A 17,114-nucleotide genomic window follows, 5' to 3' on the forward strand; every position below is an offset into this window, starting at 1 on the left:
ACTTGTTTTGAATCGAATACTGTAAATTCTATATTCTATTTACTTTGCGTATTCAGTCCAATTGGTATTCTTCATATCGCCACTTTTAGCCAACTCTGCGTGCATGCCCAGTGCAGCCTGAATAGCGTGCGGAGTCTGTGCTCTGTTACCGGCCAGCTTGAGGTAATCCCAAAGAAGCTCTTTATAGTCAGGATGTGCACAGTTTTCGATGATGGCTTGTGCGCGTTCTTTCGGGCTCTTGCCACGAAGATCGGCAACACCTTGCTCGGTGATAACGATGTTGACATCGTGCTCTGTGTGGTCGTGGTGGGATACCATCGGTACGATCGCACTGATTTTACCTTCTTTGGCCACAGACGGACAAGTGAAGATAGAAATGTAAGCGTTGCGGGTAAAGTCTCCCGAACCACCGATGCCGTTCATCATTTTTGTTCCGCCGATATGGGTAGAGTTTACATTGCCGTACAGGTCAACTTCGATGGCTGTATTGATGGAAATGACACCGAGACGGCGTACTATTTCCGGGCTGTTTGAGATTTCCGACGGACGGAGAACCAATTTATCGCGGAAGAAATCCATATCGTTGTAAATACCTTCCAGACAGTCGTTTGTAACAGTCAGTGAGCAGGCACTACCGAATTTGATACGTCCTTCGCGAATCAATCCGATCACGGAATTCTGGATTACCTCTGTGTACATCTCAAATGCAGGAATCGTTTTGTCACGTCCCAATGCACCGAGTACGGCGTTGGCGATGTTTCCTACACCCGATTGCAAAGGCAAGAAACTAGGCGGGATAATACCGCGTTTCATGTCGGCAGCAAGGAAGTCGGCAACATTCTGTCCGATTTTGTCGGTCAACGGATCAGCAGCAGCGAAAGAACGCGCTTCGTCCGGCCAGTTGGTTTCTACTACGCCTATAATCTTTTTCGGGTCTACCTGAACGTAAGGCAGTCCGATACGGTCACTCGGTTTGTAGATCGGTATTTCGCGGCGGTAAGGCGGGTCGAGCGGTTCGTATACGTCGTGCATACCCATACCGGATTTGCTGTGTGCGCTGTTCAACTCCACGATAATCTGGTCGGCAAGACGGCAGATAGTCGGCGAAATACCACCGGCGGCAGTCAGATAAATCTTTCCGTCGGGAGTCACTTCGCAGGCTTCGATAATGGCTACGTTCACTTTACCCATGAACCCGTAGCGCACTTCCTGTGCCATTTGTGAGAGATGTATGTCGTTGTAGGCAATCTCTCCGTTGTTCACAGCTTTGCGGAAGTCGGCGTTGGTAGTATAAGGAGCGCGGTAGCGGATGGCTTTGGCGCGTGACAGTACACCGTCACAGGATTCCCCTGTTGATGCGCCTGTGAAAATTCCTACTTGAAACGGGTTTCCTTTCGCATGTTCTGCTTCAGCAATTTTTGCGAGTTCGGCTGTTACAGCCTTGGCCGTTCCGGCGGGAGTAAATCCGCTTAGGCCGATGTTATAGCCATGTTTGATCAGGCTTGCAGCTTCCGCTGCCGAAATACGATTGAATGACATAAATAGTAAATTTCGTGTTAAAATACAGTTGATATTTTATCGGTTAATAATTCGATTTCTTATTAAAATTTCAGGCACGGATTACACGGATTTCACGGTTTTCGGAAAGTTAGGGATTGCATAAAGCAATAGCGTAATCCGTGTAATCCGTGCCTGAAATATATGTCTTTATAATTTCCGTCAGTATTTCCGTTGAAGTATCTCCCCCCAGATAATGGCTCGGCGGGCTTCTTCTGCCGAATGAATTGTGAAGTCTTCGTTGTTATCGGATGATTTGTTGAGAGCGTCGTAATGAGAACCTTGCCTGTTGTTCAATTGATCTTGCGCGGCACTGTTTGCCAGGGATGCGGCAACGGAAACTTCTTCTCTTTTCTTTTTCTGCTTCGGAACTTTTCCGGGTGGCGTCTGTTGTGAATGCTTTTTCCGGGTTGGCGGTTCGATAGGTTTAGGCTGGAACAATTCTTCCAGCGACTTGGGGCCGCCCCATGCCTCGGGCATAGGAACTGCATCCGGAGCTACTTCAACGGGGGATGGCATCGGGGAAACGGGGCGTTTATTCTTAGCTTTTTTCGATTTACTATTCTTATTCACCTCTTTGAATATTCCCACAAGAATGACACCTGCTATCAAGAGAAATTTCAAAAAATCTTCCATTGTGTTTCACTGCTAATTAGTTATCTGCCAAAGTTACGTATTTTATCTGGTTCAGGCTAACTTTTTAGTATGAAAAAAGGGCAGCTTCACAGCTCCCCTTAATTTTTTTAACCTAAACCTTAACTATGAAAAAATCTAATGTTTCTTTCATTGCACAAATGTGAAAAATAAATTTAAATTTGCCAAGCATATCGCCTAAAAATGTTTATTCCCTTAACATTAATTACAAATTTGCTTGCCAAATCATAAGTTTTTGCGTTATTTTGATATCAATTCACTACTTATTGAAAGCGAAGCCGTATCTTTGCATCCGAATTTTTAAACTAAGATTTGAGTATGAATGAATTAACGGGAGCGGACTTTAAATCCGCAACTGAAATGAATGATGACAACAAAAAGTTGTTTATCGAAACCTATGGCTGCCAGATGAACGTAGCCGACAGTGAGGTGATTGCCTCGGTGATGCAAATGGCGGGTTATTCCGTAGCCGAAACGCTGGAGGAAGCCGATGCCGTGTTTATGAATACCTGTTCCATCCGCGACAATGCGGAGCAGAAGATTCTGAATCGCCTGGAGTTTTTCCACTCGCTGAAGAAAAAGAAAAAGCACCTGATTGTAGGTGTATTGGGTTGTATGGCCGAACGGGTAAAGGATGATCTGATAACGAATCATCATGTCGACCTCGTTGTGGGGCCGGATGCTTACCTGACGTTGCCCGACCTGATTGCCGCCGTAGAAACCGGTGAAAAAGCAATCAATGTGGAACTTTCTACTACCGAGACTTATCGGGATGTGATTCCGTCGCGTATCTGCGGCAATCATATTTCGGGTTTTGTATCCATCATGCGTGGCTGCAATAACTTCTGCACCTATTGCATCGTGCCCTATACTCGTGGACGCGAGCGTAGCCGTGACGTAGAAAGCATCCTGAATGAAGTGGCAGACCTCGTGGCGAAAGGCTATAAGGAAGTCACCCTGTTGGGGCAGAATGTCAACTCTTACCGTTTTGAAAGACCGACAGGCGAAGTGGTTACTTTCCCGATGTTGCTCCGAACGGTGGCTGAAGCTGCTCCGGGAGTGCGCATTCGTTTCACAACTTCCCATCCGAAAGACATGAGCGATGAGACGCTGGAAGTAATTGCGCAAGTCCCCAATGTGTGTAAACACATCCATCTGCCTGTGCAGAGCGGCAGTTCGCGTATTCTGAAACTGATGAACCGTAAATATACCCGTGAGTGGTATCTGGACCGGGTGGCAGCTATCAAACGTATCATTCCCGATTGCGGATTGACTACCGATATTTTCTCCGGTTTTCATTCTGAAACGGAAGAGGATCATGCCTTGTCACTTTCGCTGATGGAAGAATGTGGATACGATGCTGCTTTCATGTTTAAATACTCCGAACGTCCGGGAACGTATGCATCGAAGCATCTCGAAGATAATGTGTCCGAAGAGGTGAAAGTGCGCCGCCTGAACGAAATTATCGCTTTGCAGAACCGTCTGTCTGCCGAATCCAACCAGCGTTGCATCGGTAAAACGTATGAAGTGCTTGTAGAAGGAGTTTCCAAGCGTTCGCGCGACCAGCTGTTCGGCCGTACGGAGCAGAACCGTGTGGTGGTGTTCGACAGAGGTACGCACCGTGTCGGTGATTTCGTCAACGTGCGTGTCACGGAAGCCAGTTCGGCTACGCTGAAGGGGGAAGAAATCTGATTTTACCACAGAGGACACGGAGGACACAGAGTTTCAAGGAAGAAAAAGACCTCTGTGTCCTCCGTGTCCTCTGTGGTGGACCTTACATCATCATGTGTCTCCTGATGGAGAACTTCACAATTGCCATCGCATTGATGGACACGAATGGAATATCCATCGGCTCATGATGAGTATTATAGCTCACGAGCTTTAAATACCCTTCTTTTTCCGAACGATTCACGTACTTCACCGCCAGATACTCGTCTCCGTCAATCATAAACGACACCAGGTATATTTCCCCGTAAATCACGTTGTCGAAACTGCTAATTTCCTTGTATCCGATAATATCTCCCGATTTCAATATAGGATACATGCTGTCTCCGTTGACGTAGACTGCTCCGTCGCAGACGGAAATATTCGGAATCAATATCTTTCCCAGTGCATACTGCTTTTTGTTGGTGAACAATGTTTTCAGGTTCGCAGCTGCCGTAATGTCGTATAATGTCACGCTACGGTCGTCTATCGGTTCTGGTGTTTTCGGATTGTGTATGATTTCGACTTCTCCCTGCACCAGTTCGCTTTCACAAAATCTCGGTTGGTGTTTCGGATTCCCTTTTCCCAATAATAACCAATTGTAGTCCACCTTGTCCCCGAATTTATCGAGCAGCAGACGGAAATCAATGCTGTTCCGTGCACCCCAATTGGTTACTGTTGCTCTCGAAACTTTCAGATATTCAGCTAGTTCACTGTCTCTCTTTAAGTTCAATGCCTGTTTGGCACGCTTGATGATACCTAATACATCCAAATTTGTATCCATTCTGTTTTTTTATTTAAAAGACTAATCCCGGATTTATAAATGGCAGCTATAAAATGGCTGACTAAAAAAATGTGTTTACTATATGTTTATAATCAATGACTTGTAAAATAGTTAAGATTAAAAATGAAAATCGCTGTTTTATTTATGAAAAAATATTCTATCTTTGTCCCATTGATTAATAGAAAACGTTTCAAAAATATAAATTAAAAACGGATATGCCATGCAAAACTTCAAGAAAAACACCGAAACCTTGAAAATTTCTCATCCGCCGCCTGCGGAAAGCTTGCTGATACCTGTTAACAGCTATTTCCTCAAGTGTTAATAGCTATTTCTCTAACCATTAATATCTGAGACGCCAGATGTTAATACCTGGCAATAGGATAACAAAAGGATAACATATTGTATACGAATACTTCGTATTTGAATGATTACAGACCTGACTGATAGAAACTAGTATTTATAATTTATAATTGGATAACAAAATGAAAAGCTCAAAAGTACAAACACTGTGCGTTTGCGGATGTTGCAAACGCTCTCTTCCGGCAAGTGCCTTTTATATCAATAAGAAAACCGGTCTTCCCGGCAACTACTGTAAAGAATGTCGTAAAACTGTCAGCCGGAACCACCGGAAGAACGAGAAATGCTCCCTGGCATGCAACAGGGAAAGCAGTTATCCGGTAATTACCTCTACGGAAGATCCCGCGTTGCGACGGGAACTTATTCTGCATGCCCTTGAAACCGTAGCTGCCAGCATTGAACGGAAAAGGCGGAAAGTCCGTGAATCGGAGTTTGAACCCGAATCAGGTTCTGAATCCCAATCCGGATCAGTCTTTGAATTGGAATTAGAATCAAAATCAGGATTAAAATAAGAATTGGCAGACTGATTTATAAAAACAATTTATATCATGGGACGAATAAAACAAGGGCTTGACTATTTCCCTTTGAATACCGATTTTATGCACGACCGTGTCGTACGCCGTGTGATGAAGCGTGAAGGCGATTCTGCCTTCACAATCCTGCTCTATACCCTGTCTTATCTATATTCGGGCGAGGGTTATTATATTCATGTCGACGATGACTTCTATGATGAACTCTCCGACCAGCTCTTCAGCACGGATAACGATAGTGTCCGGCGGGTGCTTCATCTGTTTGTGGAGTACGGTTTCTTCGATTCCTCTCTCTACGAACGTTACGGCATCCTGACTTCCGCCGACATTCAGCGGCAGTTCCTTTTTATCACTAAACGTCGCAGCCGCCGTCATATTTCTCCGGACTATTGTCTGCTGCCGGATGAGGAAACCGTACACTCCACCCTTCCGGATGCTGTTGCAGAAACCCCGGATATTGTAACGCAAACCCTCGATACTGTAACAGAATCCCCGGGTACTGCAACAAAAAGCACCCTCATAAAAAGAAAAGAAAAAGAAAGGAAAGAAAACATCCTCCCTAACCCTCCTTTGCCCAAAGGAGGGGATGAGGAAGAAGAGGGAGGAGATTTTTCTAACAGAAAACCGGCGAAGAAGAAACACGAACTGACACAGTCGGATATTGACCGGATGCAAGCTCCTGCTGACGGACACCCGCGCAACCTTTCCGGACTGTTGGATAACCTTCGTCTTTATCATATTCCTCCCTCCGAACAGTATGCAATCGTGCTGAAAAGTAATTACGGAGAAATCGGTGGTAAGGTTTGGAAGGGGTTCGGCGTCATTCGGGCAAGTGCCGGAAAGATCAAACTGCCCGGTCATTATTTGTTGAGTGTCCTGAATGACTGAATTAATAAGGGTTGTGATGCTGTTTTGTTATGTAATATGTTGTAAATTAGTAATATAATAACAGGTTTCTATATTAACGAATTTATTAACGCACACTTTTAAAATCTCTTGCACAGACAGAAATAAGGTCTTATATTTGCATTGTCGATAAGCTTAAAGACACAGACTAACTAGAATTATTAACGACTAAAAACTATTACAATTATGCCAGTATTGTACAAACCCTTCCAGTCAACTCTGGAAGACAAAAAAAGCGGTAAAAAACTCTTCTATCCCCGAGTTGTACGTTCGGGAAACGTAGATTCCGCACAACTTTCGAAAGAAATAGCAGCCTACTCTTCCCTCTCTCCGGGTGACGTAAAAAACACACTCGACAACCTTGTGACGGTGATGGGGCAACACTTACAATCTTCGGAAAGCGTAAGCGTGGACGGTCTTGGTACCTTCCGTATGGTGATGGTGGCTCGCGGCAAAGGTGTGGAAACCTCTGACGAAGTGTCGGCTGCACAGGCTACGCTTACCGTCCGATTCCAACCGGCGACTACCAGGAACCTTGACCGCACTACCGCTACCCGTTCGATGGTGACCGGTGCGAAGTGTGCTCGTTATGATAAACTTGTTTCCGATGCGGGTAGTGCGGAAGGCGGTAACTCCGGTGGAAGCGACAAGCCCGGTGGAGGCGGTAATGAAGGAGGTGGAGAAGCACCCGATCCGGCTGCATAAATGGTGTCACAGCAGTGAATAGTACACAAAATGTAAACGACAAACTTCGTAGGCTTAACTAAACATTTGACTTTTAACTAAACTAGAAATCATCCACTAACATGAGGATTATCAACTTGATTGTGGTGCATTGCAGCGCCACGAGGGAGGATTGTACACTTTCTCCGGAAGATTTGGACCGGTTGCACCGACGTCGCGGATTCAACGGAACAGGCTATCACTATTATATCCGCAAGGATGGAACAGCGCATCTCACCCGAGCAATCGAACGTGTCGGAGCACACGCAAAAGGTTTCAATACTCATTCAATAGGTATCTGCTATGAAGGTGGTCTGGACTGCCGGGGACGCCCGGCAGATACCCGGACTCCGGCACAACGGGCTACTCTCCGGCAACTTGTTGAGCAGTTGCAAAGGAAATTCCCCGGCTGCCGGGTATGCGGACACCGGGATCTTTCGCCCGATCTCAATGGGAATGGTGAGATAGAACCGGAAGAGTGGATTAAATCGTGTCCGTGTTTTGAGGTGGCAAAGGAATTCAAGGAACTTGAGGAGTTTGCTATCAAAACAGAAAAAACGGAAGAACACAGAGTAACACAACACATTAAAGAACAGAAAGGAGGTAAATGATGGCAATGAAGAAATCAGTTTGGGACATGATCCTGAAGGTGGTTATCGCAGTGGCTTCGGCTTTGGCCGGCGTTTTGGGCGCTAATGCGATGAATTTGTAAAAGCATAGAGTTAAGTAGTAGTTCTTCCATGAATCATGATCTTGTGAAATGGAAGGACTCTGCTAATTCACTTTGTATTGACTGAACTATTTTATTGATGAATAATTGAAAAAACGAGTTATGAATTATCTATATACGAATAAAAAAATAATGCTAAAGAGGCTATTCCTTATATTGTCAGCCTTTTTTGCGGCTTTGTCTGCCAATGGGCAGAGTGAAGATGGAATTAATCTGGATGTTCCAAGATTTGTTCCACTTTCTCCATCGGCTACGGCTATGGTGAAATACCAGTCTTATCCTGTAGATCATTGTACGGGAGTACCTGACATAACGATTCCCTTGTATGATATTGTGGCAGGAGAGGTTACCATACCTGTTACTTTGTCCTATCATGCTTCGGGGCTTAAACCCAAAGAAGGGAGCGGATATGCGGGAACAGGCTGGACATTGAATCTCGAACCGTCTATAGCCCGGCAGGTGGTTGGGGTGGCGGACAATGACTATTATGGGTGGTTTGATCGATATTTCTCTCAAAATACAGTCCCCGGTGATGAAAGAGACAGATTGATTTATTATGGGGAGATGGTGGATAATAAACGGGATACACGTCCTGATAAGTTCACTTATAAATTGCCGGTCGGTGGTGGAAGCGGATATTTTTCAGACAGGTCTTCCCCCCTTATTACTGTGCCTCATAACAGCGATGTTGTAAGGTATGCTGAAAGTGATATGAATATAACAGATGGAAATGGCGTCAAATATTTGTTCAACGGTGTACACGAGAAGATGAATGATATTATTACCCGCTGGATGTGTACCTCTATTTGTTCAGCCCGTTATCCGCACCCTACATTGGTTAGTTTTCAGTATCAAACGCTTCAGAATCAATTGGAACCTGGTTCATATTATAATTTGAATGACAGGCTGGTCTTTGATGAAAGGGATAAAGACGGGAGTCCCAAATTGTATCTGATGGAACAAAAAAGCGGTGGCAATAACTATTATCAAATCACTGCAGGCAGATCGTCAGGTTCCTCCTCCTCCTTACCCAATGCCAATAAAGAGAGCGTTTCGAGCTATGTAGCGAATATGAGTTACCCATCAGGTAGTTACTGTGCGGAGGGTAGAATGAGTACTACCCGATTGGCACAGGTGAATTTTATGGGAAACAGGTTGTCTGTCAGTTATAAAGCAGTAGGTGAAGTGCCTAACAATACAAGTGTGCTAGATAAAATGCAAGTGACGGATGAGAATGGAGAAGTGGTGCGTACCATTACCTTTTATGTAACTCCCTATAATGGAAAAACCTCTTTGACCAAACTTGATTCTGTGCGTATCTCCGCTCCCGGTGCAGAATCGCAAACTTATTCATTCAGGTATGTGGGTGTAAACAGCGTTCCTTCCATCTATACGAAGGCTGTAGACCATTGGGGGTTTATGAACGGTTCGGAAGCGAGTGCTAATGGTAGTAAGTTGACAGTGCCGAACTTTTCAAAAAGAATACCTTTACCGGATACCAATAACACGGGAAGAAAAGACACTGTATTGTTTGAGAATACAGTCGGGATAGACCGTGAAGCGTCTGGCAACATTGTGGGTATTCTTGACCGGATAACAGATCCGCAAGGTGTTGAAACCTCTTTCTCTTACGAAGGCAATTACGGCGCATTTCGTGACAATAACCAACGGGCGGAGTATAGAGACTATCTCTATCCGGTTGGCGGCTTGCGGGTGAAGAGCATAGAAACCTACGATCCGGAAACAAGGAAAAGAATCTGTAAGAATTATAGATATGGTCTGACGGTTGTCAATGATGAAAAGTATGAACCCATTTGGGGTGGCGGGGCTGTCAAGCACATAGTTACAGAGCGCGATTATTGCTCCACAGTGACACAAGTATTGGACAACGGACAATTTTTATGGAACGAATACTTGACTGTCTATCATTCAATGCCCGTATCTAATATCACATTTCGTAATGGAAGTCCGGTGATGTACAATGTTGTCAGTGAAGAGATATTGGGAGGAGGCATTTCACAAAAGACCGTCTATTACTATCATGTGGATGCGCATGCTTTTGAGGACGTTCTGCATTGGGAAGATGGAGAGAATACATCCGCTTCTGTCCGGAAGTTTATGTTGAATCAACCGGAAAACGTTTTGAATCGACTTGGACGGATGCTTCCCGGACATCCTTATGAACCTTCTGATGATTTTGTTACAAGCTATTCTGCGACCAACCAGAGAAATGGGTCACTTATGCGCATAGACCGTTTCGACGGGCAAGAGCTAGTGTCATCTGTCCGATACAAATATAAGAAAGTAATTGCGGGTCCGTATAACATTCCTGTGGACCTTCCTGTCCGGAAGCTGATGGTGGATGTTGATTTGTACATGAAAAAACCGAATGGACTGCTTGACAAGCCGGTATTTGTGGTTGACAATGACAATACCCATTCCGCTACGAATATGAGGACCACTTATTATTTGGATTGTGAAACGTATTGGGCCCTCGATAAAGAAACGACACAATACTACTGCAAGGTGAATGGGAGACGACAGATGATGTCGACAGAAAAGCAATATACGTATGACGACGGGCATCTTTACAAACCCGGCTCCTCGCTTAAGCCATGTAGGGTGGATTTTACAAACAGTGACGGTATACAGTTTTCGGATCACTATACCTATCTGGATGGTTATCCTGCCATACTTTCTTTGCACAAACACGTCGAAGACGAGCAAAGCACGGAAAAGAGAGCCTTGTTCAAGTCCGGTACATGCCTTCCGGAGAGGGTACAGTTTAAAACCGACCGAATGGCGGACTTTCGTGACGAGGTCGTATACAAATCGTATGACAGTAATAGCAATGTGTGCGAAATTGCAGCAAAGGACGGGACGCCTGTTCTCTTTATTTGGGGGTATCGCAACCGCTATCCCATAGCCAAGATCGAAAATGCCACCCGGCAACAAGTGGCTGTGGCGCTTGGTTATGATGGAAATATCGAAGACGTTTTCGGTGATTGGGCTTCACTTGCCGTACCTACTGAAGAGATATGGGATAAGATAAACTCTCTTCGTGAGAGACTTCCCGGTAATACGCGGGTTACCACCTATGAATATGCCCCTTTGCAGGGAGTTGTTTCCATTACCGATCCCAATAATGTCATAACGAAATTTGAATATGATAATTATAGCCGGCTGACAGATCGTTATTATCTGGATGCGGACACCCGTAAGGTAATGCTTCAACAGTATATTTATCATTTTGGTAAATGACCAGTAATTCAATGAATGGTTTAATTTGATAATGAATTTGATTTTTTATGAAAACTTATATCTGTTTATTTTTCTTGTTGTTCTGCTCTGTCGGTTCGTGGGGGCAGTCTTTGGAAGAACGAATGGCAACGGCCATCGATATGGGTACGTATTCGGAACCGTTTACTTATGAAGATACTCAAAATACAGCCCATTTTAACTGTGGATTCACACCTCCGACTGATATGGATAATACGGGAGTGTTGATATCCAAGGATGTTTTTTACAAATTGACAGTGACGCAGCCTATGAAGATTAGAGCCAGTGCAAAACCCAGTATCACTTATGATGGTACTGTTTTCCTGCTCAATTCTTCGGGTATTCTTCTAAGTCGTGCGATTTATGTAGAGGAAGCATGGGGAGATTATGGATATGGTCTGCTGCCTGGCGTGTACTATCTGGTTGCTAAACCTAACATCTATGAAGGTCATAAACCGGTGGATGCGGAAGATGTTACTATTTATGTAAAGACAACGCCTCGTGAGACAGGCGAGGATTTTTACAATCCGTTTGAGCTAGGGACATTTGGTGAGAATTTCGCGTTGACCGAATTTATAAATACGGATCCGTATCAATGTGATTATAATGCCAGTGACAACTATTGGGACAATTATTTTCGGCATGATTTAATTTATCGCTTCACTCTGACAGAACCGATGGAAGTTTGTCTGGATGATAATGGAACTGAATGTCCTAGGGAAGGGGATTCTTACAGTGTTCACCTTCTTTCCGCTTTGCATGATCCTGTTGTTCCCATCCGCACGCAAAAGCTTGGTACAGACTACGAGCTGAATGTGTATGACTTGGGCGCGGGCACCTATTATATTTATATTTATGTTGATGCACCTATTTGGGGAGTGAATTATAAGATGCATCTGAGCGGGCGGACATACGCTCCCGGTATTAGTTTCTCCCGTCCTATTGATATAGGCAGCCGAGCGGACAGCTTTCAATATACGGATGTTCAGAACTCGGAACTCATGTCCGGCAACTTTCCGGAGAAAGCCGGCAATGAAGTTTTCTATCGGTTGGAGATTGAAAACCCGATGGAACTAACCGTCGATAATTGCGGTTCGGAAGTTGCGGACACCTATTTGCAATTGTTTTCTCAAACGCAGGAGTTACTGTATTCCAATGATGATTCGGATGGTAACGGAACTTGTGCAAATGCCAAAAGTGCCCGCATCCATATACCCGTGTTGCTTCCGGGCGTCTACTATATTGTGACCGACACAGAAGAGAATGGGAACATTTCCCTATCCGTGAACGGGCGGCTTCTTGCACAAACGGGAGACACAAAAGCATTTGCTATCAATGCCGGAACATATAAGGCAGGGCTCTTCTTTTCCGATACCCGAGATACCTCTATAGACTATACGGATGCTTATCCGGCAAGACCTACGAATGACGTATTTTATAAGTTGGTATTGCAAAAGGAGATGGATGTGGTGTTCAGTCATTGCGGTTCGGAACTGGAAGATACCTATATGAGCATCTTGAATGAATCCGGTGAGCTCCTTTATAGCAATGACAATTATGCGGGAGAAGGGCAGTGTGAGAATGAGAAACATGCCTACATCGAGGTCAGGAAACTTCCTTCAGGCACCTATTATGTTGTTTCGGAAGGCAGTGTCGGTAATGGACGGATCACTACGACAATAGAGGCACCGAACTTTAGTGACGCATTGTGTACGACCGAGGGCCAGCCCTGTGTGATTACCCTGACTCCCACTGTCGCCACAGATGATCTCTCCCGACTGCAGACCCGTGATTATCTTCGCGAGATACAATATTTTGACCATTTCGGCAATCCTTCCCTGCATATTTCTCACGGTGCCACTCCTTATAGGACCGACCTGCTCACATTGCAGGAGTATGACGGGATCAACCGCGAGTCCAAACTTTGGCTTCCGGTAGCAGAATCGACTGCCGGCGGCGCCTTTCTTCCATCTGCGGAAGTCAGCGAGGCCGTTTGCAAGGCAAGTTATTATGAGGCAGACAGCTCTCCCTTCAGCTATCCTGAATACGACAGCTCTTCGTTGAACCGGATTGTCAAGAAGTATAGTCCCGGATCCGCCTGGAAAAACCATCCGGTCAAAACAGACGTGTTGACCAACATCGGAAGTAAAGATGCTGTTGATCGGGTCGACAGCTGCTTTATCGTGTGTCGCTATAGCATAAAGAATGACAGTTTGGTTTGTGCCGGTAAGTATGATGTCGGCGCATTGGAAGTGGTTCGCACGATAGATGAAGACAATCATGTGAGTTATGAATTTAAAGACAAGGCCGGTCGCATAGTTCTCGTTCGTCAGTCTGATGATAATCAACTATCTTATGATACGTACCATGTTTATGATAACTATGGCAACCTGCGCATGGTGTTGCCTCCGATGGCAGCCGATTGTTTTTTCGATGAAGGAGAATGGTCTGAAACGGCTCCCGTTCTTCAGCAATATGCCTATATCTATCATTATGATGCTGTTGGTCGCTGTATCTACAAGAAACTTCCGGGATGCGATCCTGCTTATACCGTTTATGACGCTGCCGATCATCCTGTCTTTACTCAAGACGGGGAACAGCGTGAGCGGAACGAATGGAGTTTCAGTATTCCCGATGCTTTCGGTCGGGCGGTATTGACCGGAGTTTGTACGAATGTGTTGGATTATGCTTCCAATCCTTTGGATACTATCGTCGTGTATGCCGATTGGGCAAATGCGGAGAATGAGTTGAAAGGCTACCAATTGGAAGGTGTAACCTTAAATTCTCCGATCATTCAGTCTGCCAGCTATTACGACCACTATGAGTTTTTGGGTAAGAACGGCATCCCCAATGACATGGCCACTGTTTACGTTGAGGAAACAGGCTATGGCAAGCGTAATGCAGGTGGCTGTAAGGGACAGCTGACAGGAATTTGTACATCCCTCCTCTCTTCCCGCCCGGGTACTTTTACGTATTCAGTGATGTATTATGACGACCGTTACCGGATAATCCAGCAAAGGGGTAATAATGAGCTGGGCGGTACGGAGATTGTCCATACGGCTTATAATTTCTCGGGAAATCCCTTGGAAGAAAAACGTATACATACAGTTCCGGGTACTGAACCAATCGTAGAATTGCACCGATATACGTATGACCATGCCAACCGTCTATAGAATACCAGCTATCAGCTGACTGATAATACTACGATTGTTTTATTAGACAATGAGTAAGATGAGATAGGTCGTTTGAAAACTGATAAACGTAATGGTGTATATGAGTTACGAACTGACTATACATATAATCTTCGTTCATGGCTAAAAGGCATTAATGGTCCATTGTTTAACCAGACGCTTAACTACCAGGAAACACTAGAGGGAACTACTCCCTGTTATAATGGCAATATCAGCCGCATGTGTTGGCAGAGTGGCGAGGGTGGCATAGTTGCTGATTCGCAAGGTAAGGGTTACAGTTTCACTTATGACGGTCTCTCCCGCTTGAAAGATGCTATTTATGGAGAAGGTACTCACTTAAAACAAAACCGTAACCGCTTCAATGAGCAAATAACCGGCTATGATAAAATGGGTAATATCTTGGGTCTGCTTAGATACGGTCAAACCGATGTGGATTCTTACGGTCTGATTGACAACCTGAATCTGACCTACAATGGAAACCAATTGCAGTCCGTTTATGACAATGCCACCAACTCTGTATTTGGTAACGGTATGGAGTTTAAGGATAATGCCAATGAATCAGTTGAATATGAATATGATAAAAACGGTAATCTGACTAAAGATTTAAACAAAAATATAACTGGAATTCAATATAATATCTTAAATTTGCCTAGTCACATTAGCTTTGCTGACGGAAGTCATATTGTATATGAATATGCTGCAGACGGTAGGAAAGTCCGTACCACGCATACAATAAACAATAACGTTACGTCCACCGTTTATTGTGGCAATGCGATCTATGAGAACGGGATTTTGAAGATGTTGCTGAATGAGTCTGGTTACTATAGTTTCCAAGATAATAAATTCCATTTCTACATTAAAGATCATCAGGGAAATATCCGTGTAGTTGCTGATGAAGCCGGTAAAGTCGATGAAGTGAATGATTATTATCCTTTTGGTGGTTTGATGTCTAATGTATGTAATAACGTGCAGTCTTATAAGTACAATGGCAAAGAGTTGGATCGGAAAGGCGGATTAGATTGGTATGATTATGGGGCAAGGTATTATGATGCGGCGATTGGGCGTTGGCATGCAGTGGATCCGCTGGCGGAGAAGTATTATGGTATTAGTCCATATGCGTATTGTGTGAATAATCCGATAAGTCTGATTGATCCGGATGGAAAAGCTGTTCAAATCCCTCCTTTCTTTTTAGGGACTGCTAATCCTTTGGTAACAACGGGTAGCCGTATGACAATGTTAGGTACAGCGGATAAGGTTGTTAAAGCATTGCCTAAAGAGGAACACCATATTATTCTAAGATCGCTAGGTAAACATGATGTTGTAAAAGCTGCAAGAGAAGGCGGGTTTAAACTTGAAGGGAAAGAGAATAAAATGACTGTAGATAAATTCAGTAAAGCTACTGGAGAAGGACAGCATGGAAAACATCCTAAATATACGGAACAGTTACGTAAAGAGTTTGAAAAATTTGCAGAAAAGAATCCAAACGCCTCACCTGAACAAAGTGCTAATTTTGTGAGAGGACAAGTTTCTAATGCAAAAAATGCAATAGAGAACAATCCTAATACAAAAGTAAATGATTTGGAATTAAAAAGTTTAACTTTGCCAACGGATGGAATAAAAGTCATTAAACCAGTGGAACTAATAAGACCAGTTAAAGCAATCAACCCTTGGGATGCTTAATTTTAATTTATAGTGTTATGAAATATTTTATAATGGACGAATCTTTAAATGAAAAGATTATAGGTAATGATTTTCCGCAAGTATATAAATTTATTAAAGGATATGACGAAGATGCGCCAGATGCTTTATTCAGCTTATACAAATACAAAGCTACTTTTCCCGATTATATTCCTAATCTTGACGGAGTAATGTTGGCTGGCTATGCTAAACTAACAGATTTCATCAGCAATGGATTTAGTAATCGCTTGCGTATTATGAGTCCTAGAGCCAAAGCAATTCTTGGGCAGTATAATTTATGTTCTCATCGGTTCTACCCACTTGGATTATATAAAAGGAAGATTAAACAAGATTATTTTCTTTTCCATATTGTTTCTGATTATTCCGATTTTGTCAATTATGAAAGAACTTCGTTTCAGGAATATGACATAACTAGCGGATATAAGTCTGATTCTTTTTTTATTCACTCAAAAACAGAATTTTGGGAGAAAAGAGAAAAGATAGAGACTGAAAAAGGTATTTCTTGGGGTATATGGGGCGATAGAATTGTTATGAACAAAGATTTTGATCATGAACTGGATTTCTTTGTCATTAGTATACTTGACGCCAACACTTATGTAAGTGAACGATTGAAAAACGCAATCGAAACAGCAGGTTTAACCGGATGGGAATTTACACCAGCAACTAACTTGATAGTTGAAGATTGATATCCTCTGATATAAATCCAATATCTGTAGGTTAAGAGTAACCAATATTTAACAACTGCTCTGACATGAATGTATTTTTCTATATCAGGGCAGTTTTATCTTTTTTTATTACACATCCATTAGTCTTTCTTGATATGAAAAAGGATTGTTACTTATGATTCCATTGACCATTCTTTGAAACGCAGCATGTCTTCATGCTTTTCCCTGACAATCTCCTTGTACAGAAGAGTACAGCTATAGGTATGGCCATACAGGCAGGTCAATCCATACGAAGCATAGCTTGAATGGAAGGTACGAGATGGTGTATACGATGGA

The 17,114-nt window shown here is 43.6% G+C and carries 13 protein-coding genes; 10 read left to right on the forward strand and 3 right to left on the reverse strand.

Annotated elements, in window-relative coordinates:
- Positions 1-39: 39 nt before the first annotated feature.
- Positions 40-1,539 carry an acetyl-CoA hydrolase/transferase family protein gene (locus tag AAHJ11_RS08785; RefSeq protein WP_148367733.1) on the reverse strand — a complete coding sequence of 500 codons (1,500 nt, stop codon included), beginning with the start codon at positions 1,537-1,539 and terminating at the stop codon, positions 40-42.
- 180 nt (positions 1,540-1,719) lie between these two features.
- Positions 1,720-2,193: a ferrichrome ABC transporter substrate-binding protein gene (locus AAHJ11_RS08790; RefSeq protein ID WP_148367734.1), complete on the reverse strand. Its 474-nt coding sequence runs from the start codon at positions 2,191-2,193 to the stop codon at positions 1,720-1,722.
- Positions 2,194-2,529: 336 nt separating this feature from the next.
- Here AAHJ11_RS08790 and miaB point away from each other — a divergent pair, with 336 nt between their 5' ends.
- Positions 2,530-3,903, forward strand: coding sequence for a tRNA (N6-isopentenyl adenosine(37)-C2)-methylthiotransferase MiaB (gene miaB / locus AAHJ11_RS08795; RefSeq protein WP_148367735.1), 1,374 nt, complete (start codon positions 2,530-2,532; stop codon positions 3,901-3,903).
- A gap of 82 nt (positions 3,904-3,985) precedes the next feature.
- Here miaB and AAHJ11_RS08800 read toward each other — a convergent pair whose 3' ends face one another.
- Positions 3,986-4,699: a LexA family transcriptional regulator gene (locus AAHJ11_RS08800; RefSeq protein WP_413579373.1), complete on the reverse strand. Its 714-nt coding sequence runs from the start codon at positions 4,697-4,699 to the stop codon at positions 3,986-3,988.
- A gap of 482 nt (positions 4,700-5,181) precedes the next feature.
- Between AAHJ11_RS08800 and AAHJ11_RS08805 the strand changes: the two genes are divergently transcribed.
- From AAHJ11_RS08805 to AAHJ11_RS08845, 9 genes are all read left to right on the forward strand, one after another.
- Positions 5,182-5,568: a hypothetical protein gene (locus tag AAHJ11_RS08805; protein ID WP_320983222.1), complete on the forward strand. Its 387-nt coding sequence runs from the start codon at positions 5,182-5,184 to the stop codon at positions 5,566-5,568.
- A 36-nt stretch (positions 5,569-5,604) separates the two neighbouring features.
- Entirely contained in the window at positions 5,605-6,474 is an 870-nt protein-coding gene (locus AAHJ11_RS08810) for a DUF4373 domain-containing protein (RefSeq protein WP_413579374.1), read from the forward strand.
- A 204-nt stretch (positions 6,475-6,678) separates the two neighbouring features.
- Complete coding sequence (locus tag AAHJ11_RS08815) at positions 6,679-7,197, forward strand: HU family DNA-binding protein (RefSeq protein WP_120079432.1); 519 nt, start codon at positions 6,679-6,681, stop codon at positions 7,195-7,197.
- 101 nt (positions 7,198-7,298) lie between these two features.
- On the forward strand, positions 7,299-7,826 hold the full coding sequence (locus AAHJ11_RS08820; RefSeq protein ID WP_195650721.1) for an N-acetylmuramoyl-L-alanine amidase: 528 nt from the start codon (positions 7,299-7,301) through the stop codon (positions 7,824-7,826).
- 5 nt (positions 7,827-7,831) lie between these two features.
- Positions 7,832-7,927, forward strand: a complete 96-nt coding sequence (locus AAHJ11_RS08825) for a smalltalk protein (RefSeq protein ID WP_005681936.1) — start codon at positions 7,832-7,834, stop codon at positions 7,925-7,927.
- 150 nt (positions 7,928-8,077) lie between these two features.
- Entirely contained in the window at positions 8,078-11,206 is a 3,129-nt protein-coding gene (locus AAHJ11_RS08830; RefSeq protein WP_413579376.1) for a hypothetical protein, read from the forward strand.
- A gap of 47 nt (positions 11,207-11,253) precedes the next feature.
- Positions 11,254-14,397 carry a DUF6443 domain-containing protein gene (locus tag AAHJ11_RS08835; RefSeq protein WP_413579377.1) on the forward strand — a complete coding sequence of 1,048 codons (3,144 nt, stop codon included), beginning with the start codon at positions 11,254-11,256 and terminating at the stop codon, positions 14,395-14,397.
- Positions 14,398-14,469: 72 nt separating this feature from the next.
- Complete coding sequence (locus tag AAHJ11_RS08840) at positions 14,470-16,095, forward strand: RHS repeat domain-containing protein (protein WP_413579379.1); 1,626 nt, start codon at positions 14,470-14,472, stop codon at positions 16,093-16,095.
- Between the two features lie 32 nt (positions 16,096-16,127).
- Positions 16,128-16,799 (forward strand): imm11 family protein, encoded by a 672-nt coding sequence (locus AAHJ11_RS08845; protein ID WP_217723760.1) that lies wholly within the window; start codon positions 16,128-16,130, stop codon positions 16,797-16,799.
- Positions 16,800-17,114 lie beyond the last annotated feature (315 nt).

Source organism: Bacteroides sp. 90-K9/2 (assembly GCF_047310725.1).
Taxonomy (GTDB): Bacteria; Bacteroidota; Bacteroidia; order Bacteroidales; family Bacteroidaceae; genus Bacteroides; species Bacteroides vicugnae.

Bases quoted from the DNA above. Each gene is read 5' to 3' on its own strand.
- AAHJ11_RS08830 (WP_413579376.1), top strand. From the start codon at position 8,078: ATGCTAAAGAGGCTATTCCTTATATTGTCAGCCTTTTTTGCGGCTTTG.
- AAHJ11_RS08815 (WP_120079432.1), top strand. From the start codon at position 6,679: ATGCCAGTATTGTACAAACCCTTCCAGTCAACTCTGGAAGACAAAAAA.
- AAHJ11_RS08825 (WP_005681936.1), top strand. From the start codon at position 7,832: ATGAAGAAATCAGTTTGGGACATGATCCTGAAGGTGGTTATCGCAGTG.
- AAHJ11_RS08785 (WP_148367733.1), bottom strand. From the start codon at position 1,539: ATGTCATTCAATCGTATTTCGGCAGCGGAAGCTGCAAGCCTGATCAAA.
- AAHJ11_RS08805 (WP_320983222.1), top strand. From the start codon at position 5,182: ATGAAAAGCTCAAAAGTACAAACACTGTGCGTTTGCGGATGTTGCAAA.
- AAHJ11_RS08835 (WP_413579377.1), top strand. From the start codon at position 11,254: ATGAAAACTTATATCTGTTTATTTTTCTTGTTGTTCTGCTCTGTCGGT.
- AAHJ11_RS08790 (WP_148367734.1), bottom strand. From the start codon at position 2,193: ATGGAAGATTTTTTGAAATTTCTCTTGATAGCAGGTGTCATTCTTGTG.
- AAHJ11_RS08820 (WP_195650721.1), top strand. From the start codon at position 7,299: ATGAGGATTATCAACTTGATTGTGGTGCATTGCAGCGCCACGAGGGAG.
- AAHJ11_RS08800 (WP_413579373.1), bottom strand. From the start codon at position 4,699: ATGGATACAAATTTGGATGTATTAGGTATCATCAAGCGTGCCAAACAG.
- AAHJ11_RS08810 (WP_413579374.1), top strand. From the start codon at position 5,605: ATGGGACGAATAAAACAAGGGCTTGACTATTTCCCTTTGAATACCGAT.
- AAHJ11_RS08845 (WP_217723760.1), top strand. From the start codon at position 16,128: ATGGACGAATCTTTAAATGAAAAGATTATAGGTAATGATTTTCCGCAA.
- miaB (WP_148367735.1), top strand. From the start codon at position 2,530: ATGAATGAATTAACGGGAGCGGACTTTAAATCCGCAACTGAAATGAAT.